Origin of the sequence: Tenacibaculum mesophilum (assembly GCF_003867075.1) — a bacterium.
GTDB classification, from domain to species: Bacteria; Bacteroidota; Bacteroidia; order Flavobacteriales; family Flavobacteriaceae; genus Polaribacter; species Polaribacter mesophilus.
In genome coordinates, this window is the sequence record NZ_CP032544.1 from 2,950,180 (window position 1) to 2,970,085 (window position 19,906).

The following is a 19,906-nucleotide window of genomic DNA, read 5'->3' on the forward strand; positions in this document are numbered from 1 at the left end:
AGCAGGATTTTTATATAAATATATGTATTCTTTTTAGAATCCTAATTTAGCTCTTACAGCATCATAAATATCTTCTCCTTTGTCGTAAACGATTAAACCTTTACCTGGTGCAGCATCGAAAACGTATATAATTCCTTTTTCAGAAGCAACAGCTTTAATAGCATCTTCAGCTTTCTTTAAAATAGGAATAGTTTTTTCTTGATATTTCTTTTGCATTTCTTTACCAGCAGCTTGTTCAGCTTGGCTAATTCTTAATCTTTCTTGTTGAACTTCAACAGCTCTTTTTTGGTTTACCTCTTGTGTTTGACTTTTACCTTCAGCTTCATATTTCTTCATTTTAGCCTCAAGTTTCTTATACATTGTTTCAATGTCATCACGATATGTTTTGTTTAGCTTTTCTAGTTCTGCTTTCATAGCTTTTGTAGCAGGCATTTCAGCTAATAATTTATCAGTGTTAATATGTGCAGTTTTCTGTGCATTCGCCACACCACCTAATCCAACCGTAAAAATTGCAACTAATAATAACGTTTTTAAATGTTTCATCTTTGTTTAATTTAATTAATGTTATTTTATTCTTGATTTATTTGTTCTGTTTTGTTTCCTCTTCTTTTTTCTTTCTAGCTTCTTCTTGTGCTTTTAATAAGGCCTTCCTCTTTTCTTGTAAAAGTTTTCTTTTATTAGCTCTTTCTTCTAAACGTTGTTTTCTTTTTTCTTCTATTTGTTTAATTTTAGCAAGTCTATCAGCTTCTTTTTTCTTTTTTAATTCTTCTCTTTTAGCTATTTTTTCTTTTTGTTCGTCACTTAAATTATCATTTTTAAGTAATGACTTTTTAGCTTCAATTTTATCCTTTTTAGCTTGCCTTCTTTGATCGATATTAATCATTTGTACAACAAGGTCGCTAATATCGTGTTTTTTGTTGGAATATAGCATAACTAAATCGCTAGATTTATCAAAAACAAAATCGTATTTTTTTCTAGAAGCAATCGTTTGTACAGCATTGTATACTTGGTCTTGCACGGGTTTTACTAATTGCTTTCTTAAATTGTACATGTCACCGTTTGGACCAAAATATAAAGACTCTAACCTTCTTAAAGATTCTTGTTTAATGGTGATGTCTTCTTCACGCTCTTCAATTAAATCTTTAGTTAAAATGGCTTTTTCGTTAGTTAAATCAACTTTCAAAACTTCAATAGCACGAGCCTCTTTATCTAGTTTAGATTTCCATTTTTCTACTTTAGCATCTAAAGAGTTTTGTGCTTCTAAATATGCTGGGATACTTTGAAGAATATACTCCATATCAATGTAAGCTATACGTTGATTTTTTTGGGCAGCGGTTATACTTGCTATAAGTAAAAGAACGATTGATAAAATACTTTTTTTCATCTTTGATATAATGTGTTTAGAAAAAACCGTGCCAAAACCTAGACGCATTATGAATGCATGATTTTAGAACTGTCTTCCAATTATAAAATGGGTTTGCCAACCAGATTTTTCGGTTAAGCCAGGTAAAGGATCAAAACCATGAGCGAAATCAATACCTAATAATCCAAATGCAGGCATAAATATACGAACACCTACTCCAGCTGAACGCTTTAACTTAAACGGATTAAATTCGCTAAAATTGTCATAAGAATTACCTGCTTCTAAAAAGCCTACAGTGTAAATCGATGCAGTAGGCTTATCTGTAATAGAATAACGCAGTTCTAATTGAAATTTGTTATAAATAGCCCCACCATCAATAGAAGAGATACGGTTGTTCTCATATCCTCTTAATCCAATTGTTTCACGACCATCTAATTGACCTTGTGCAATACCGTCTCCTCCCACAAAGTATCTTTCAACTGGCGTTAAGCCTAATTCATCATTGTAAGAACCTAAATAACCTACTTCGAAATTAGACATTAATACTAACTTGTTAGCTAAGGCTGTATACCACTTACCTTTAGCAGAAATTTTATAGTATTCTAACCATCTGTATTTATCAGCTAAATAAGCTTGTCTTTCATCAGAAGTTGGGTTCGTAGGCTCAGTGTAGTCTTTTCCATTAACTAATGAATAAGGGAAAGTAGCTTTAGCTTTTAAAGTAAATTCAGAACCGTAAGTAGGGAAAATTAAACTAGGACCTGCAGAATTACGGCTAAGTGCTACTGTATATGCTAAGTTGTTTAAATCTCCTTGGCTAAGAATATTATTAGAAGAACCTACACGATAACCATAGTTTTGTAATTCTATTCTTTGATAACTAATGTTTTGAGAAAGAGTAAAATAATCATCAGGCCATTTTAAACGTTTACCTAAACCTATAGATGCACCAATTATACTAAGACTTTCATCTTTATTTACATCGTTCGTAGTAAAATCATAACGATATTGATTTGAAAAATATACAGAGAAAGATAAAGATTGAGGTGTTTTACCGCCTAACCATGGCTCTGTAAAAGAAAAACTATAGGTATTGTAAGTTCTACTTGCTTGTAAACGAAGAGAAAGTTTTTGACCATCTCCCATAGGTAGTGGCTTATAAGCATCTTTATTAAAGATGTTTCTAACTGAGAAATTGTTAAAAGAAAGACCTAAAGTACCTATAAAGGAACCACCACCATAACCTCCTTGTAACTCAATTTGACTTCCTCCTTTTTCAACAACAGAAAAATCAATATCAGCAGTTTTATTCTGATAATCAGGTTTAACATCTGGTGTTACATTAGTGTCGAAGAAACCTAATTGTCCAATTTCACGAATAGACCTAATAATATTTTCACGGCTAAATAAATCTCCCGGCTTAACACGTAATTCTCTATAAATTACATGGTCGTTTGTTTTATCGTTACCCGTTACTGTTACCTTTTTTATTGTTGCAGGTTCATCTTCTCTAATACGAACTTCAACGGTAATGGAGTCATTTTCTACTTTAGTTTCTACAGCGTTTACTTGAGAGAATAAGAAACCATTATTATGATAGAGAGTTTGTATGTCTTGAGAAGTAGGTGTACCATCTCCAGAGATACGCTCTTTTAAAACCTTTCCATTGTAAATATCTCCTTTGTCTATTCGGAGTATGTTACTTAACTGTTCATCTGTATATTGTTTATTACCAATAAAAACAATTTCATCAAAACGGTATTGACGGCCTTCTTCAACTTCAATTTCAAGATTAATGGTATTGTCATCATTCCAAACAACTTTGTCAGATAAAATCCTAGCATCACGATATCCGTTTTCGCTGTATTTTTCAAGAATACTTTTTAAATCTTCTTTATAATCATCTAAAATATATTTAGAAGCTTTCCAAAAACGACCAAAAACTTTACGTTTGGTGTTTTTCATGGCACCACGCAAAGTAGCGTTAGACATGGCTTTATTGCCAGTAAAATTAATTTCTTTAATCTTTATACGATTACCCCTATCGATAAAAATAGACATGCTAACAGTGTTAACATCAGAAGTGTCTTTTTTAGTATCTAATGAAACCTTTGTTTTTAAGAAACCTTTATCTGTATATTTCTTTTTAATAAAGTTGCGAGTGGTAACAATAAGGTTGTCTGTGACCATTACCCCTTTTTTTAATTCTGTTTCTTTTTTTATCTCTTTAATTTGTGATTTTTTTATCCCAGAAATGGTAACTCCAGTTAATTGAGGTAACTCAGTTACATCAAATTGAAGATATACTGTTTCACCATCGCGTTTAGATAAATAAACATCTACTTCACTAAATTGTTTACTTTCATATAGCTTTTTAATGGCACTTGTAAGTTTGTCTCCTGGTAATTTAATTGGTTGTCCTTCAACTAAACCAGTATATACTCTTACTGTTTGTTCGCTAAATTTTTGTAAGCCAGTTACAGTTATACCTCCTAAAATATACTCTTTTCCTTTTTCGTAGGAAATAATATTTGTGACAGTACTCTCTTTAGGAGTTGTGTCTTGCGCTTGAGTACTCACCACAAATAGGGTGATAAAAAATACTAGTAAATACGAATATTTATTCATTTGTTTCAATCTGTTCACTGGTTTTTCCAAATCTTCTTTCTCTATTTTGATAATCAATTATTGCGTTATAAAGATGTTGTTTTCTGTAATCAGGCCATAGTACATCAGTAAAATATAACTCAGCATAAGCCATTTGCCACAGTAAATAATTGCTTATTCTTTGTTCCCCACTTGTACGTATCATTAAATCAACATCGGGCAAATTAAACGTATATAAATGATTATTTATAATTTTCTCGTTAATTTTTTCAATTTCTATCTCGTTATTAACAACTTTTTTTGATATGTTTTTGATAGCATTAACAATTTCCTCTCTTGAACCGTAGCTTAAAGCAAAGGTTAAAGTAATTTTAGTATTGTTTTTAGTTGCATCAATAACCTTACTCAATACTTTTTGGGCATTGCTTGGTAAATTTGCTAAGTTACCAATAGCATTGACTTTTACATTTTTACGTTGAAATTCGGGGAGTTCTTTTTTTAGAGTAGTTACCAATAAACTCATTAAAGCATCTACTTCTAGTTTTGGGCGATTCCAATTCTCGGTTGAAAAGGCATACAGGGTTAAAAATTTAACACCAAGTTCAGAAGCAGTATCAGCTGTTTCTCTAATAGCTGTTAAAGCATTTCTATGTCCAAAAACACGCTGCATACCTTTACCTTTTGCCCATCTACCGTTACCATCCATAATAATGGCTATATGGTTTGGTACTTTTTGTAAATTAATACGCTGTAGTTTTTCTTCCATAATTATTGTGCTATTCCACCAAAACAAGGTGGTCTTCCAAAGGTATATACGATAGAAACTCCTGAGAATACATACCAGTCATTTCCATTACCCCCAAAATCTAGTGAGTTTATTTTATCTGTTGTAAAGTCTAAATCGTCTACGAATGTGAATCGTATACCTGTTTCAAAAGCAATGGCAAAATTATCGGTTAATCTTCCTTTTAATCCAATACCTACAGGAATAGTATAAGAAAATTTGTTTTTTAAGAGAACTGTATTACTTGATGAAGTTGGTTCTGGACTTTTGTAATTAAAAGCAGCAATTTCAGCTAATATATAAGGTGTAAATGAAGTTCTGTAATCGCTGATGTTATAATCAAAGAAATTAAATTCTACTCCAGCTGCAAATTCATGAATGGTGTTTGAAAAGCTAATACCTCTATTTTGGCGAAAAGCATTATCAGCATTGTTATCATTACCAGAAATAGGAATGTAAGTATATGTTCCTCTTAAGGCAATTCTTGGGTTTAGGTTGTACTTGTATATGAGACCACCGGCAAACTCATTAGGGTGTATGTAATTGGTACTACCAATATCACCAACATAGTTAGAACCACCGGCAAAGAAACCAATTTCGTGTGTTTGTGATTGTAGAGGTGTTACTACACAAGCCAATAATATTAATAAAATAAGTCCTCTCATTGTAAAATAGCGTGCAAATATAGGGAATTGAATTTGCTTTAAAAAGTTAATAATCTGTCTTTTTGATTAACTTTTTTTTTACGGTTTTATTGTAATCATTATAGTTATAACGATTCATTTCGTATGTCTTCTCCCCATAAAAGTTTTCCGCGCAAGGTATTTAAATAAGATTGATTCTTTGGTAAAATACTTTTTATGGTAAATGGTGCTTTTTGTATTTTTATTTCAGTTCCTAAGGAAACAGTGGTAATGCGTGAATCTAGAGAGATTAAAAAATCTTTTTCTCTAGCACTTACTTCTAAAAGAATATCAGTATCATCTGGAATAACCATTGGACGCGCATTTAAATTATGTGGTGCAATGGGAGTAATAACAAAGCTTTTTGAATTAGGTAAAATAACAGGACCATCACAACTAAGTGAATATCCTGTAGAACCTGTTGGTGTTGCTATAATTAATCCATCAGCCCAATAATTTGTTAAATATTCTTCGTTTAATGAGGTTTTAATTCCAATCATAGAAGTTGTGTTTCTTCTAGCAATAGTAACCTCATTAAGAGCAAAGTTAAGTTCAGAAAAATCTTCAGTTGTAGGAGAAGTTTCTATTTGTAATAAAGATCGTTCTTGAAGTGTATATTCTTTTTTAAGCATTAAGTTAATTGCTTCTTCAATTTGATCTTTTTGTATGGTGGCCAAAAAACCTAAACGCCCCGTATTAATACCCATAATAGGAATATCTAAATCTCTAATGTAGGTTACAGCTCTCAAAATAGTACCATCTCCACCTATGGTAAACATTACATCAAAAGTGTTTGATAAGTCATTAAAATGTGCGTAGGTAGGATACTTTTTATTTAGTGAATTCTTTTCAAGAAATAAATTATAGAATTGTTGTTCAAAAAAAACAACAATATTATGTTTTTCTAAGATAGTTAAAAGAATTTTAACCTCTTTATCTGCAAGTGTAGTATATGCTTGACCGTAAATAGCGACTTTTTTCACTGTTAAAATTTTGTGTTGGTTATTGAAAAAATTACATATCCAAGTACTTTCTTAAATAAGCAGCTCTATCTTTAAGTTCTTCTAAATAAAAATCATCTTCGTGTTGTGTAATAACGTTGTAACCGTACCTACGAAATGTTTGAATAATTTCATTTATTTCTTCTGAAACAACTTTAAGGGTTACTTCAATGCTATTTATGTTTTCTGAAGAAATATATGCACCTAATAATTTACCGTTATTGGCTTCAACTATTTGAGCTACTTGCCCCATAGAATAATCTGTTTTATTCTTGTCAATAATTAAAGTATCACTTTCATTATGTAAAAAAGGGCTGTTAGCAAAAGCATCTAAAATATCACTCAATTCATAATAGCCTACATAATGCAGGTTTTTATCTATAACAGGAATTAAATTCGAGTCGTTATCAGCAAATAAAGTAATTAAATCGAGTAGTGTAGCATTTTCATTTGTGTAAAAATGATCTAGTAAATAAGAGTATTCACTCAGTGTACGATTTTTATTTTCAATAGTTTGAATATCACTTTCAGGTAAACAACCTATTAATCTGTCGTTTTCAACAACAGGAATATGAGTTATAGGTAAATCATTACACAGCTTTTGAGCACTTTTCACTGTGTCGTTTAGCGTAAGTGCTTTAATTTCTTTTAATATAAAATCATTGATTTTCATTACTACGAATATAGTTTAAAATGTTTGAATGCGTTACCTTTGTCCTATAATTTTACAACATGACAAAGTTAAGTGTTAATATTAATAAAATAGCTACACTTCGTAATTCTAGAGGTGGTAACGTGCCTAATTTACTAAAAGTAGCAACTGACATACAAAGTTTTGGGGCCGAAGGAATCACAATTCATCCAAGGCCAGATGAACGTCATATTCGTTACCAAGATGCTTATGATTTAAAATCAATTGTAACAACTGAATATAATATTGAAGGAAATCCAATTGATAAATTTAAACAAATGGTGTTAGAAATTAAACCAACACAAGTAACGTTGGTCCCTGATAGCGTTGATCAACTTACATCTAACGCTGGTTGGGATACTATAACACATCAATCGTATTTAAAAGATGTGATTGCTGAGTTTAAAGAAGCAGGAATTAGAGCATCAATTTTTATTGATACAAATTTAAAGTTAATTGAAGCTGCTGCTAAAACAGGAGCCGATAGAGTTGAGTTGTATACAGAGGAGTTTGCCACGCAGTACGAAAAAGGAAACAAAGAAGCGGTAAAACCATACGCGGAAGCTGCAATTTTAGCAAATGAATTAGGTTTAGGAGTTAATGCAGGTCATGATTTAAGCTTAGATAATATTCAATTTTTTAAACAAAATATTCCTCATTTGGCTGAAGTGTCTATAGGGCATGCGTTAATATCTGAAAGTTTATATTTAGGCTTAGAAAATGTTGTGAATATGTATTTACATCGTTTGCAATAATTATGGAAGTATTACATTCAAAAATCATTGGAGAAGGATCCCCGTTACTTATTTTGCATGGATACTTTGGTATGGGAGACAATTGGAAGTCGCATGCCAATAAATTTGCAGAAGATGGTTTTGAGGTGCATTTAATAGATCAACGTAATCATGGGCGAAGTTTTCATTCGGACGCTTTTGATTATGAGTTAATGGTAGGAGATTTGTATAATTACATTCAATATCATAATCTTAAAAAAGTAGATTTGTTAGGGCATTCTATGGGAGGAAAAACAGTAATGTTATTTGCAACCGAATACCCTGAGTTAGTAAATAAACTAATTGTAGCTGATATTTCTCCAAGAATGTATCCGCCACATCATCACGAAATTTTAGCGGCGTTAAACTCCGTAGATTTTTCGGTGCAAACTTCACGTAAGTTAGTAGATGAAAAATTAGCTGAGTTAATTCCAGAAAAAGGAATCCGTCAATTTTTAGCAAAGAATGTGTACAGAAAAACGAAAGACGAATTAGGGTTTCGTTTTAATTTAAAGTCGTTAACAGAAAATAATAGTGAAGTAGGTGTTGCGTTGCCGTCTTTTACAGTTTTTGAAGGAAAAACGTTGTTTTTGCGTGGATCGAATTCAGGATATATATCAAAAGAAGATGAGCCATTAATTCAGGCACATTTTCCAAAAGCAGTGATAAAAACAATACTCAATGCTGGACACTGGCTGCATGCTGAAAATCCAGAATATTTTTATAAAGAAGCTGTAACTTTTTTAAAATAAAAGCGAGGAGGAATTTATTAATCCCTAGTCCCTCGCTTAAAATAATCGCCCCCCGGCGAAAAACAAAAAAATTATTAAGGGAAATCACTGTTTATCTCGTCAATTAAATAGTTGATATTGTCATCAATTATTTGTTGGTTTTTCATGTAGTTGTAAAAAACATTTACTATAGCTTTTTCAACAATTAAGTTTTTCCTTTTACCTGAGTATACTTTTTGTATGGTTTCTAAAGAGAAATCATGACCGTTTTTACTCAAGTAGTTTTTTACCTTGTCGCGGTATTTAGGTGGCTTAATTTTTTCTAATTCTTTTCGTTGTGTAGCAGTTATCATAAAAACTCAAGTTGTTTTTTAGAAGTTGATAGCACTTTTTAATTTATATTTGTACGTATTGTGTACTTATTACGAAGTAAAAATACAAACAAAAATCTAAATACGAAAACAAAATTAAATAAATTTTAGAAAAAAGTTATTTTTAATGAGCGACTTTGTAGATGAAACATATAAAAGGGTAGAGGAGGTGATTAACTATAAAAGGTTAAATATAAGGTCTTTTGAAGAAATTATTGATGTTTCTAACAACTCTATTGGAACGGCAATACGAAGAAAATCATCATTTAAAAGTAATGTTTTAAACAAAATTCTACATTCTTTTCCTGAAATAAACCCAACTTGGTTATTAACAGGTAAAGAATAAATGCTTTTGTCAGTAACAAACGAACCTTCTTCAATATATAAAATCAAAGATATTAATAGTCGTTTAAAAGATAGTTTGTTGTATTTGTTACAAGAAGATAAAGAAGTTAAAGAGGCAATAGCCAGTCAAGTAGCGAAGGTGTTAAAAGAATAACTAGCTAATCTAATTACTTGTTTTGGTTAAACTTTCTAAGGCGTAATATAATCTATTTTGAGCATTATCTTGCGATCCAAAGATAGATCTATACACTTCACCATTAGGGGTTATTAGTACCCATTGAGGTGTTCCTTCCGAATTAAAAAAATCATACATTTTGTGGTTGTTATCTATATAAATAGGGAACGGGAGTTCGTTTATAGTAAAAATACTCAAGATATCATCCCTGGTAACATTGTTACTGCTAAAGTTACTATGAATACCAATAACTTCAATATCCTTATATGTTTGTTTAAACTTATAGGCTAGTGGAATGGCTCTACCAGTGCAACCTAAACAAGCATTGTTGTAAAACAACAATAATAGAATTTTGTTAGCATACTTTTCAAGTAAGTTAACTTCGTTTTGATTAAAATCGGTTACTTTTATTGAGGTTACAGGTTTGATAGAGTTATTTTTTAATAGCTCAAAAGTACAAAAAGTTAATTGTTTAATTTATAAGCATTTTTAACCATTCTCTTAACAACTAACCTATGAAAAGGTTTTATAAGCTTCATGTATACTTCACCTTTTTTATTATTGTATTCAACTAACGTAATAACTTTGATGTTATAAAAAGGATCGTGATTGTTGTGTACGATTGCTCTAAAATTTAAATGAGTGTCATTAGCACCTAATACAACTTCATTACTTGATATAGAAAAAATTTTAAAGAAACTTACATATCCGCCAACATCAAACCGCTCGTTATAATCATCAGGGTAGTTGTTTTTTAAATTAAAAAAAGCAGCAATTTTATTACGTAATTTAAATAAAAAGTCTACCCAAACTGGAGGTTTATTAAAAATTAAATTTACAATTTCTTCTATTGTGTTTGTATGATTAGTGGTAGAGAATGTGTCATGAAAATTTATTGTAGGAAGTAGTTTTTTAATGTCTTTATTCAAAAGAGTTTTATCTTCTTTAACTTTTTTCATATTACTAATCTCATAAAAATATGAATGTAAATATATAAATAGTAATTGTAGAATTTTAGTATATAGCTATTTAAATTTTAACATAAACTAGTATTTTTTTAACCAAAAAAAGAAAGTTGAGTTATTGTTTGTTTTTACCTAAAGTATATGCTTTACGTAACCATAAGTTTCTTTGTTTAGGAGTTGAATCTTTTATTACTGAAAAGAAAGTAGTTTTTACAGGAGTTATACCGCAAAATTCTAAGGTTCCCTTTTTAAACTGTCTAATAGCGGGTCTTTTCATAAAAAGATAATCATACCAGCTTGGGGTGTCAGAAGTAATGATAAGTCGAGCAGTTTTACCTTTTAAAAGTTTTTTAGGAAAAGGTTTTCCTTCAATAGGTTGAAAAGTTATTCCTGGTAAAAAAGCTCTATCAATAAAACCTTTCATTATAGCAGGGTAACCAGCCCACCAAATAGGAAAAAACCATACAATATGATCTGCTTTTTTAATTTTAGTTAAAGCTTCTTGTAAATCAAGTTCAAGTTCCGTTCTTTTTCGGTAACCAAATTTAAGGTTGGGATTAAAGTTTAAGTCAGTGATGGTAATTTCTTCAATAATAGCATCGGTTTCCAAAACGCCTCTTTTGTAAGAAGCTGCCAGTGCATGGTTAAAACTTTCTTTATCAGGATGTCCGTTTATTAATAAAATATGCTTCATAATATAGTTAAGATTATAAAGCAAAGTACGGGTGGTTTTATAAGCTTAAAAAGGACAATTGTCTAATAAAAAACCGATTTTCTAATTCGGCTTAAATGTCGTTGTGTAATTCCTAAATAAGAAGCTAGGTACTGTAATGGAATGGTTTTTAGGTAGTTTGGGTGCGTTTCTAACAGTTTTTTGTAACGGTTTTCAGCGCTTTCATTTTGCAAAACAAATATTCTGTTTTCAAGATTTATATATTCTTGTTCAGCAAATATTTTAAAAAGGCGTAGCCAATTGGTACTTGAGTTTTCTAGTGCTACAAATTGTTCTTTGGTAATGATGTATAGTTCAGCGTTGGTTAACGCTTGAATATTTTCATTAGTTTTTGTTTGAGAAATAAAAGATGAATATGCAGTAACAAATGAGTTTTCTGATAAAAAACAATAAGTAGCTTCTTTTTCGTCAGACGAATGATAAAACGACCTAAAAATACCAGAAGTTATAAAAGCTACTTCTTTGCAAGTGTTACCTTCTTGAATAAAAAAATCACCTTTGTTAAGTTTTTTATATCTAACTAAATTTACAAAGTTGTCTATTTCTTCTTCGGAAAGAATATTATAAGAGGCCAAGTGTTTTTTGAGCATTTTATTGTTTTAATTAAAAATAAGACGAAGTTAAAATAAAAATCCATCAAAAATTAAAACAAAGCTTTAAACCTGTCAAAACAGCAGGTTTCTGTTTTGGTATGGTTATGGTAAAGTATATGAAGTGTTACGAATTAATAGTTTCAGTGAAAAAGAGTAAATTTATAATTCATAACCAATTAAATAAAAAAGAAATATGAAAACATTTTTAAAAGTATTGTTAACGGCATTAGCAGTAATTGTATTGGCAAATATTTTACCAGGAGTAACAGTAGCTAGTTATACAACTGCAGTAATTGTAGCAGTAGTAATTGCGTTGTTAAACCTGTTTGTACGTCCGTTGTTAGTATTTTTTACACTACCAGCAACCATCGTTACATTAGGGTTATTCTTATTTGTGATTAATGCAGTGATTATATTATTGGCAGATAAATTAGTGTCAGGGTTTGCAGTTAGCGGATTTTTTACAGCACTCTTGTTCAGTGTGTTGCTGTCAATTTTCAGATCGTTAATGTTTTCACTATTAAAAGAAGGAGACGAATAAGTAACCTAAAACATTAAAAACTAGAAAATAAGGGAAGTAAAAAAGATAATATTCTTATAACTAAAAGTCTTGGTTATCAATAAATAAAGTAGTAATTTTGCACCCGATTTTTTAAGAAACAGATTTTTAAGATGAATATAACAAAAGAAAACGTAGATGCATTAAATGCAGTTGTAAAAGTTGATATTGTTGCAGAAGATTATCAAGATAAAGTAACAAAAGTATTAAACGATTACCGTAAAACAGCTAACATTCCTGGTTTTAGAAAAGGTCATGTACCAATGGGAATGGTAAAGAAGCAGTACGGAAAATCAGTAATGATTGATGAGGTAAACAAGCTTTTACAAGAGTCGTTAAACAAATTCTTAGTTGAAGAGAAGTTAGATATCTTAGGTAACCCATTACCAAGAGTTCAAGAAGATTTCAATTGGGATGCAGATAAATTCTCTTTTGAATTCGAATTAGGATTAGCTCCTGAGTTCGACGTAAACTTACAACCAAAAAACAAAGTAACTCAATATAACATTGTTGCTACAGACGAGTTAATCGAGAAAGAAGTTGAAAACATCCAATCTCGTTACGGTAAAATGTCAGCTAAAGACGAAGTTGCTGAACAAACTAATGTAACTGGTACTTTTGTAAACGAAGAGAAAGAAATCAACAAAAAATCTACAATTTCTGTAAAAGATATTAAAGGAAAAACAAACTTAAAGAAGTTTGTAGGTGCTAAAGTTGGAGACGTTTTAGAATTAAAAACTAAAAACTTATTTGAAGACGAGCACAAGTTACAAGGGGCTTTAGGAGTATCTCACGAAGAGGTTCATGACTTAGATATTCCTGTAACATTTACTATTGAAGAAATTACTGAGATAGAACCAGCAGAATTAGATCAAGAGTTATTTGATAAGTTATTTGCTGATGGAAGTGTAAAAACTGTAACTGAATTAAAAGATAAAATTAAAGAAGACGCAGAAAAGCAATTCCAACAACAAGCAGATCAACAATTGTTAAACGCAATTACCGAGAACTTAGTGGATAACACAAAGTTTGATTTACCAGTTGAATTCTTACAAAAGTGGTTACAAACTGCAGGAGAAAAAGAATTAACTGCTGAAGAAGCTGTTGAAGAATATAACAAGTCTGAAAAAGGATTACGTTACCAATTAATCGAAGGAAAGATTATGAAAGATAACGACATCAAATTAGACTATGCAGAGTTAGTAGACTATGCAAAAGGATTTATTAGAGCTCAAATGGCTCAATTTGGAAACATGAATCCAGAAGAAAAAGAGTTAGATGATATCGCAGGAAGAATCTTACAAAATCAAGACGAAGCTCAAAAATTACAATCTCAATTAATAAGCCAAAAATTATTAGCTTTTTATAAAGAAAACATGAGCTTTGATACAAAAGAAGTTTCTTACGAAGATTTCATTAAAGAAGTATACAAGTAATAGTTAATTACTAAAATTATAAATAAAAACCTGAATGTACATTCAGGTTTTTTTAGCCATTAACAGTAACAAAATACTAAAGAAATAGTTCTTATATTTACATCTTTATAACCCAAAAACATTTTAAAAATGGATTACGGAAAAGAGTTCGAAAAATACGCAACAAAACACCACGGAATAAATAGTAATTACTTAGGAAAAATAACAAGTAGCTTAACTCCATATATTATGGAAGAACGCCAAATGAACATTACTCAAATGGATGTTTTTTCTCGTTTAATGATGGATAGAATTATTTTTTTAGGTACTGGAATTAATGACCAAGTAGCCAATGTAATTCAAGCACAATTATTGTTTTTAGAAAGTGTAGATGCATCAAAAGATATTTCAATTTACATTAATTCACCAGGAGGTGGTGTATATGCTGGTTTGGGTATTTACGATACTATGCAATTTATTAAACCAGATGTAGCAACAATTTGTACAGGTATGGCTGCTTCAATGGGAGCTGTATTAATGTGTGCAGGAGAAAAAGGAAAGCGTTCAGCATTACCACACTCTCGTATTATGATTCATCAGCCACTAGGTGGAGCACAAGGACAAGCATCTGATATTGAAATTACAGCTCGTGAAATTTTAAAATTAAAAGATGAGTTGTATGAAATCATAGCTAAGCACTCAGGTCAAACAGTAGAAAAAGTAAACAAAGATTCTGATAGAGATTATTGGATGAAGGCCGACGAAGCAAAAGCATACGGTATGGTAGACGAAATTTTAACTAGAAAATAATAAACAAGCTAATAGCACTGAGCTATTGGCAATAAGCTGATAAGATGTCGAAAGAAGAAAATTTACAATGTTCCTTTTGCGGGCGTAAAAAACCAGAAACCGATTTATTAATTGCTGGTTTAGATGCACATATATGTGATAAATGTATAGAGCAAGCCTATGGAATTGTAGAAGAGGAAATAGCTGAAGCTAAAACAAGCGATTTATCAAAAGATTTAACCTTGAAAAAGCCAAGAGAAATCAAAGCTTTTTTAGATGAATATATTATAGGGCAAGATCAAACCAAAAGAGCTATGTCTGTAGCTGTATACAATCATTATAAAAGATTGTTACAAACTAGAGATGATGAAGATGAGGTAGAGATAGAAAAATCGAACATTGTTTTAGTAGGAGAAACTGGAACAGGAAAAACCTTAGTGGCTCGTACAATTGCTAAAATGCTAAATGTACCATTTTCTATAGTAGATGCAACTGTATTAACACAAGCAGGTTATGTAGGAGAAGACGTAGAAAGTATTTTAAGTCGTTTGTTACAAGCAGCAGATTACGATGTTGAAAAAGCAGAAAGAGGTATAGTATTTATTGATGAAATAGATAAAATAGCTCGTAAAGGAGACAATCCATCAATTACACGAGATGTTTCTGGAGAAGGTGTGCAGCAAGCTTTATTAAAGTTATTAGAAGGAGCAGTTGTAAATGTGGCTCCTAAAGGAGGAAGAAAGCATCCAGAACAAAAGTTTATTGAAGTAAATACTAAAGATATTTTATTTATTGCAGGAGGAGCATTTTCTGGAATTGATAGATTTATTAGTAAGCGTTTAAATATGCAAGCAGTTGGTTATAGTGCTTCGGTAGAAGAAGATAAAATTGACCACGATAACTTATTGCAATACATTACACCTCTAGATTTAAAGTCTTTTGGTTTAATACCAGAAATCATTGGTCGTTTACCAGTATTGAGTTATATGAATCCGTTAGATGAAAAAACACTTAGAGCTATTTTAACAGAGCCTAAGAACTCAATAATCAAACAGTATACAAAACTGTTTGCAATGGATGATGTAACGTTTGAAATGACTGAAGATGCATTGCAATTTATTGTTGATAAAGCAGTAGAGTATAAACTAGGAGCTCGAGGATTACGTTCGTTATGTGAAGCTATTTTAACCGATGCGATGTTCGATATGCCAAGTTCTGAAGAAAAAGAATTTAAGGTAACAAAAGAATATGCTGAATCTAAACTAACAAAATCGGCATTAAAAAAATTAAGAGCAGCATCTTAAAAATATTAATTGAAAGAAATAAAAAAAGCCATCAAATTTGATGGCTTTTTTAGTACGTTTGAAACTAAATATGTTATTCTGTTTTATGAAGCTTACTATATTGCTGTATCCATTTAGTAATCTCTTCGTCTTTAATATCATATTTGTACATAAGATCTTCTCTTATCTGCTTTAAATATGTTTCGTTTAATACACTTTTTTCATATTCAGAAACAACCAATTTTATAAAGCTTTCGGCATACTTTTGTACAGGTTTTTTTATTTCCTTAGGTTTGTTTTCAGTAGATTCTACTTTATTTTCTTCCTGTTCTACAACAATCTCTTCTTTTGCTACCTTGTTATCAGAAACAGTACCATTACTGGTTGTATATGTAGTTTTTTCGTCTTTATACCATCCTTGAGGAATGTTAGCTAATTGCTTTTCACTAACAATTATAGTTTTAATTTTATTACCAGTAACATCCATACTTTCTAAGTTAGGGCAGTTTGAAACGTCTAACGTAGTAAGTTGATTGTAACTAGCGTATAAACTTTGAATGTTTGGGTTTTCACCAAGTATTAAAGATGTTAATTTGTTATAATCACAACTTATATAAGTTAAATTATGATTTTTGCTAACATCCAAACGTTCAATTTTATTTTCACTACAGTTTAAAAAACTAATAGAAGAGCTTTGTGATAAATCAATTTTAGTAATTTCATTGCCAAAACAATCTAAACGTCTTAAATTAGGAAAACTTTCTAAGCCTGTTAAGTCTTTAATTTTAGAATATACATTAGGTAAATCTTTATTAGTAACAGGATCATTAACATTTAAGTTGGTAACATACTCAGCATCACTAATTGTAATACTACCATTCAAACCATTCGAGTCAATTTTTAAGTTAATTAAACATTCTTCTAAGCCAATATCAGGAATACGAATTGTTTCTTGTGAATATATGTTAAATGCAAAAAAAGTTGCAAAACAAGCTGAAGTAATTATTTTCATTAATTTGTATTTGGGGAAATTTTTGTCAAAATTATGTAATTATATGTTTTTAGCAAATTAAATTTGCCTAGAGTTTTGTAACAATAAAATAACTTTTAAAACTAGTAGTATATTTGTTTGCTGTATTTCTGTAGTATATGATAACCCAACAGACCATTGATAAAGTTTTTGAGAACGCTCGAGTAGAAGAGGTGATAGGAGAATTCGTTCAGTTAAAAAAATCAGGAAGTAACTTTAAAGGGTTAAGTCCGTTTACAGACGAACGTACTCCTTCGTTTATGGTATCGCCTGTAAAACAAATATGGAAAGATTTTAGTACGGGAAAAGGAGGGAATGCAATTTCATTTTTAATGGAACACGAGCATTATACCTACCCAGAAGCAATAAGGTGGTTAGCTAAAAAATACAATATTGAAATTGAAGAAACCGAGCAGTCTGATGAACAAAAACAGCAGATGAATGAGCGAGAAAGTATGTTCCTGGTTTCAAAATTTGCCAAAGACTACTTTCATGATGTATTAATGAATACACAAAACGGAAGAGCAATTGGGCTGTCTTATTTCAAAGAGAGAGGATTTAGAGAAGATACTATTGAAAAATTTGATTTAGGGTATTGTAAAGACGAATGGGATAATTTTACCAAAGCAGCATTGGACAAAGGGTATGATTTAAAATATCTAAAATCTACAGGTTTAACGATTGTAAAAGAAGGAGGAGCAGAAGATAGGAAGTTCGACCGATTCAAAGGGCGTGTGATGTTTCCTATTCACAGTATGTCTGGTCGTATTTTAGGTTTTGGAGGTAGAATACTTACTAACGATAAAAAGGCCGCAAAATACCTCAATTCTCCTGAGAGTGATATCTATCATAAAAGTAAAATTCTTTACGGTCTATATCAAGCTAAAAAAGAAATAGCGAAAGAAGATAACTGTTTTTTAGTAGAAGGATATACTGATGTAATTTCATTTCATCAATCAGGAATTGAAAATGTCGTAGCCTCTTCTGGTACAGCATTAACACCCGATCAAATTCGTTTGGTAAATCGATTAACACAGAATATAACTGTGCTTTTTGATGGTGATGCAGCTGGAATTAGAGCCTCAATTCGTGGAATAGATTTAATTCTTGAGCAAGGAATGAATGTAAGGGTAGTGGCTTTCCCTGAAGGTGAAGACCCTGATAGTTTTGCCAAAGCACATTCAAATGCTGAATTAAAACAGTATTTAGAAGAGAAGTCACAAGACTTTATAGAGTTTAAAGTTTCTTTATTAATGAAAGAAGCGGCGAACGACCCTGTAAAAAAAGCAGGTTTAATTCGAGATATAGTTACAAGTATTTCTAAAATTCCTGATGGTATTCAACGGGAAGTGTATGTGCAAGAGTGTGCACGTATTATGGACATTTCCGAGAGAGTATTATTTAGTGAGTTAGCCCAGTTGTTAAAAAAAGGAGCAACAGCAATGAGAAAGAGTAGTGCAGGGCAAGACCCTAACCAACCACCTTCAGAATACTTTCAAGAGCAAGGACAAGCTTCAATGGAAGCAATAAAAGGAGGAAAAGGGAAGTTGCAACACAATATCAACCAATTAAATATTCTTGAAAAAGAAGTTATTAGAATATTGTTGTTATACGGAAATGAAGTTGTTGATTTTGTAAACTGGGTAGATGCAGTTGATGAAAGAGGGCGTCCATTTTTAGAAAAAGAAGAATATCAAAATACGGTTTCAAACGAGTTGTACTTGAACTTACAAGAAGACGAAATAGAGTTTACCAACGAAATATTTCGATTAACCTATTATGAGTTAATTCATCAATTAAATCAAGATGAAAAAATTAAAGTAGATCATTTGGTAATGCACGAAAATCCACAAATATCTAGCTTAGTAACGAATATTTTGATGGATGAAGAAAAATACAATCTAAGCGATTGGGAGCGTAAAGAAGTTTTTGTAACGGAAACCGTAAAAATTCTTCCAAAGTTGGTAACGGATGCTATTTTAAACTTACGTAGAGTTTTGATTGAAGAAAAAATTAAAGAAATCCTACAAGAAAGCCAAGAGCAAAAAGCAGTTCCAAATCTAGAAGAAATAAGTAATTATACAGGGTTGAAAAAACGTCTTTTTGAAAAATTAAACCGTGTAATCTAAATATCACTCACTAAGAATAAAATTAATAGAAAAGTAAAATTATTTTATTATTTAAATTCTTTAGGAATTTCACAAATAGGAATAGGTATCATTTTATGTTGATTAATTCGGTTGAGACGTGTGTATATTTTATATACTTCTAACTCTCTACCAGAAAATTCATCCACAGTTTTACCAGCATCTTGCATTTCCATTGCCCATTCTAACTCATCATATGAAGCTCCAATTTGGTCTTCATCAGTTCTACTATCTCCAAACAAACCATCGGTAGGTTGTGCTTTTTGAATAGAAGAAGGAACATCTAAATATGCGGCCAATTCATATACTTCTGATTTTACTAAGTCAGCAATAGGACTTAAATCTACACCGCCATCACCGTATTTGGTATAAAACCCAACACCAAAATCCTCCACTTTGTTTCCAGTTCCTGCAACTAATAAACCGTGCAACCCAGCAAAATAGTATAAGGTTGTCATACGTAAACGAGCACGAGTGTTTGCTAAAGCTAAATCAACTTTAGGAGAAGACTCTATTGGAGGAACCACCGTTTTAAAATCTTCAAAAGTAGAGGTTAAGTTTACCTCTGCTTCACTCACATTGCTAAAACGTTCTTTTAATTGTTTTATGTGTTCATTAGCTCTGTTTACCTGACTTTTAGCTTGATGAATAGGTAACTCAACACACAACGTAGGTAAACCAGTTTTAGCACACAAAGTAGAGGTAACTGCACTATCAATACCACCAGAAATTCCTACAACAAAACCATTCACTTTTGCATTAGTAGCGTAATCTTTTAACCAATTTATAATGTGTTCAGCAACCTTAGGAGTATTCATTTTTGTGATATTTTAAGAGTTTACAGTTAAGAGGTAAAAACTAATTTAGT

23 protein-coding genes are annotated in these 19,906 nt (G+C 31.1%); 9 read left to right on the top strand and 14 right to left on the bottom strand.

The window, feature by feature from the left end; translation table 11 throughout:
• Positions 1-33: 33 nt before the first annotated feature.
• From D6200_RS13450 to D6200_RS13480, 7 genes are all read right to left on the bottom strand, one after another.
• The gene (locus tag D6200_RS13450) at positions 34-543 is read right to left on the bottom strand and encodes an OmpH family outer membrane protein (protein WP_047788636.1); all 510 of its coding nucleotides are present in this window, start codon (positions 541-543) and stop codon (positions 34-36) included.
• Positions 544-580: 37 nt separating this feature from the next.
• Positions 581-1,384: an OmpH family outer membrane protein gene (locus D6200_RS13455; protein WP_047788635.1), complete on the bottom strand. Its 804-nt coding sequence runs from the start codon at positions 1,382-1,384 to the stop codon at positions 581-583.
• Positions 1,385-1,447: 63 nt separating this feature from the next.
• Positions 1,448-3,991 carry an outer membrane protein assembly factor BamA gene (gene bamA, locus D6200_RS13460; RefSeq protein WP_073181878.1) on the bottom strand — a complete coding sequence of 848 codons (2,544 nt, stop codon included), beginning with the start codon at positions 3,989-3,991 and terminating at the stop codon, positions 1,448-1,450.
• Positions 3,984-4,736: an isoprenyl transferase gene (locus tag D6200_RS13465; RefSeq protein ID WP_047788633.1), complete on the bottom strand. Its 753-nt coding sequence runs from the start codon at positions 4,734-4,736 to the stop codon at positions 3,984-3,986. Before D6200_RS13465 ends, bamA begins: the two co-directional genes overlap by 8 nt.
• Before the next feature lie 2 nt (positions 4,737-4,738).
• A complete protein-coding gene (porG, locus tag D6200_RS13470; protein ID WP_073181876.1) occupies positions 4,739-5,419 on the bottom strand; it encodes a type IX secretion system protein PorG in 681 nt (226 codons plus the stop codon).
• A gap of 104 nt (positions 5,420-5,523) precedes the next feature.
• Complete coding sequence (locus D6200_RS13475) at positions 5,524-6,420, bottom strand: NAD kinase (RefSeq protein WP_082118619.1); 897 nt, start codon at positions 6,418-6,420, stop codon at positions 5,524-5,526.
• Between the two features lie 31 nt (positions 6,421-6,451).
• Positions 6,452-7,111, bottom strand: a complete 660-nt coding sequence (locus tag D6200_RS13480; RefSeq protein ID WP_047788630.1) for a CBS domain-containing protein — start codon at positions 7,109-7,111, stop codon at positions 6,452-6,454.
• Positions 7,112-7,170: 59 nt separating this feature from the next.
• On the opposite strand from D6200_RS13480, the gene D6200_RS13485 reads away from it, so the two are divergent.
• The gene (locus D6200_RS13485; protein WP_073181874.1) at positions 7,171-7,884 is read left to right on the top strand and encodes a pyridoxine 5'-phosphate synthase; all 714 of its coding nucleotides are present in this window, start codon (positions 7,171-7,173) and stop codon (positions 7,882-7,884) included.
• Positions 7,885-7,886: 2 nt separating this feature from the next.
• Positions 7,887-8,654, top strand: coding sequence for an alpha/beta fold hydrolase (locus tag D6200_RS13490; protein WP_125064430.1), 768 nt, complete (start codon positions 7,887-7,889; stop codon positions 8,652-8,654).
• Positions 8,655-8,728: 74 nt separating this feature from the next.
• Here D6200_RS13490 and D6200_RS13495 read toward each other — a convergent pair whose 3' ends face one another.
• Positions 8,729-8,986, bottom strand: a complete 258-nt coding sequence (locus D6200_RS13495) for a hypothetical protein (RefSeq protein WP_047788627.1) — start codon at positions 8,984-8,986, stop codon at positions 8,729-8,731.
• A 145-nt stretch (positions 8,987-9,131) separates the two neighbouring features.
• Here D6200_RS13495 and D6200_RS13500 point away from each other — a divergent pair, with 145 nt between their 5' ends.
• Together D6200_RS13500 and D6200_RS15350 are read left to right on the top strand one after the other, a co-directional pair.
• The gene (locus D6200_RS13500; protein ID WP_073181870.1) at positions 9,132-9,350 is read left to right on the top strand and encodes a hypothetical protein; all 219 of its coding nucleotides are present in this window, start codon (positions 9,132-9,134) and stop codon (positions 9,348-9,350) included.
• A 6-nt stretch (positions 9,351-9,356) separates the two neighbouring features.
• Positions 9,357-9,503 (top strand): hypothetical protein, encoded by a 147-nt coding sequence (locus D6200_RS15350; protein WP_159432109.1) that lies wholly within the window; start codon positions 9,357-9,359, stop codon positions 9,501-9,503.
• Positions 9,504-9,512: 9 nt separating this feature from the next.
• Here D6200_RS15350 and D6200_RS13505 read toward each other — a convergent pair whose 3' ends face one another.
• The 4 genes from D6200_RS13505 to D6200_RS13520 form a co-directional block, all read right to left on the bottom strand.
• Positions 9,513-10,001: a TlpA family protein disulfide reductase gene (locus tag D6200_RS13505; protein WP_083574765.1), complete on the bottom strand. Its 489-nt coding sequence runs from the start codon at positions 9,999-10,001 to the stop codon at positions 9,513-9,515.
• Positions 9,989-10,483, bottom strand: coding sequence for a DUF2867 domain-containing protein (locus D6200_RS13510; protein ID WP_053056652.1), 495 nt, complete (start codon positions 10,481-10,483; stop codon positions 9,989-9,991). The genes D6200_RS13505 and D6200_RS13510 overlap by 13 nt, the downstream gene beginning before the upstream one ends.
• Before the next feature lie 121 nt (positions 10,484-10,604).
• Positions 10,605-11,183 (bottom strand): NAD(P)H-dependent oxidoreductase, encoded by a 579-nt coding sequence (locus tag D6200_RS13515; protein WP_047788624.1) that lies wholly within the window; start codon positions 11,181-11,183, stop codon positions 10,605-10,607.
• A gap of 62 nt (positions 11,184-11,245) precedes the next feature.
• Positions 11,246-11,812: a Crp/Fnr family transcriptional regulator gene (locus D6200_RS13520; RefSeq protein WP_047788623.1), complete on the bottom strand. Its 567-nt coding sequence runs from the start codon at positions 11,810-11,812 to the stop codon at positions 11,246-11,248.
• 196 nt (positions 11,813-12,008) lie between these two features.
• Between D6200_RS13520 and D6200_RS13525 the strand changes: the two genes are divergently transcribed.
• The 4 genes from D6200_RS13525 (at position 12,009) to clpX (ending at position 15,882) form a co-directional block, all read left to right on the top strand.
• Complete coding sequence (locus D6200_RS13525) at positions 12,009-12,356, top strand: phage holin family protein (protein ID WP_047788622.1); 348 nt, start codon at positions 12,009-12,011, stop codon at positions 12,354-12,356.
• Positions 12,357-12,487: 131 nt separating this feature from the next.
• Positions 12,488-13,810 carry a trigger factor gene (tig, locus tag D6200_RS13530; RefSeq protein ID WP_047788621.1) on the top strand — a complete coding sequence of 441 codons (1,323 nt, stop codon included), beginning with the start codon at positions 12,488-12,490 and terminating at the stop codon, positions 13,808-13,810.
• A gap of 129 nt (positions 13,811-13,939) precedes the next feature.
• Complete coding sequence (gene clpP, locus D6200_RS13535) at positions 13,940-14,599, top strand: ATP-dependent Clp endopeptidase proteolytic subunit ClpP (protein WP_047788620.1); 660 nt, start codon at positions 13,940-13,942, stop codon at positions 14,597-14,599.
• 44 nt (positions 14,600-14,643) lie between these two features.
• A complete protein-coding gene (gene clpX / locus D6200_RS13540) occupies positions 14,644-15,882 on the top strand; it encodes an ATP-dependent Clp protease ATP-binding subunit ClpX (RefSeq protein WP_047788619.1) in 1,239 nt (412 codons plus the stop codon).
• 73 nt (positions 15,883-15,955) lie between these two features.
• On the opposite strand, the gene D6200_RS13545 is transcribed toward clpX, so the two are convergent.
• Positions 15,956-16,873, bottom strand: coding sequence for a leucine-rich repeat domain-containing protein (locus D6200_RS13545; RefSeq protein WP_073181866.1), 918 nt, complete (start codon positions 16,871-16,873; stop codon positions 15,956-15,958).
• Between the two features lie 137 nt (positions 16,874-17,010).
• Here D6200_RS13545 and dnaG point away from each other — a divergent pair, with 137 nt between their 5' ends.
• Positions 17,011-19,020, top strand: a complete 2,010-nt coding sequence (dnaG, locus tag D6200_RS13550) for a DNA primase (RefSeq protein ID WP_073181864.1) — start codon at positions 17,011-17,013, stop codon at positions 19,018-19,020.
• 47 nt (positions 19,021-19,067) lie between these two features.
• Here the strand turns inward: dnaG and nadE are convergent, their stop codons facing one another.
• The gene (nadE, locus tag D6200_RS13555) at positions 19,068-19,856 is read right to left on the bottom strand and encodes an NAD(+) synthase (protein ID WP_073181862.1); all 789 of its coding nucleotides are present in this window, start codon (positions 19,854-19,856) and stop codon (positions 19,068-19,070) included.
• Positions 19,857-19,906: the final 50 nt, after the last annotated feature.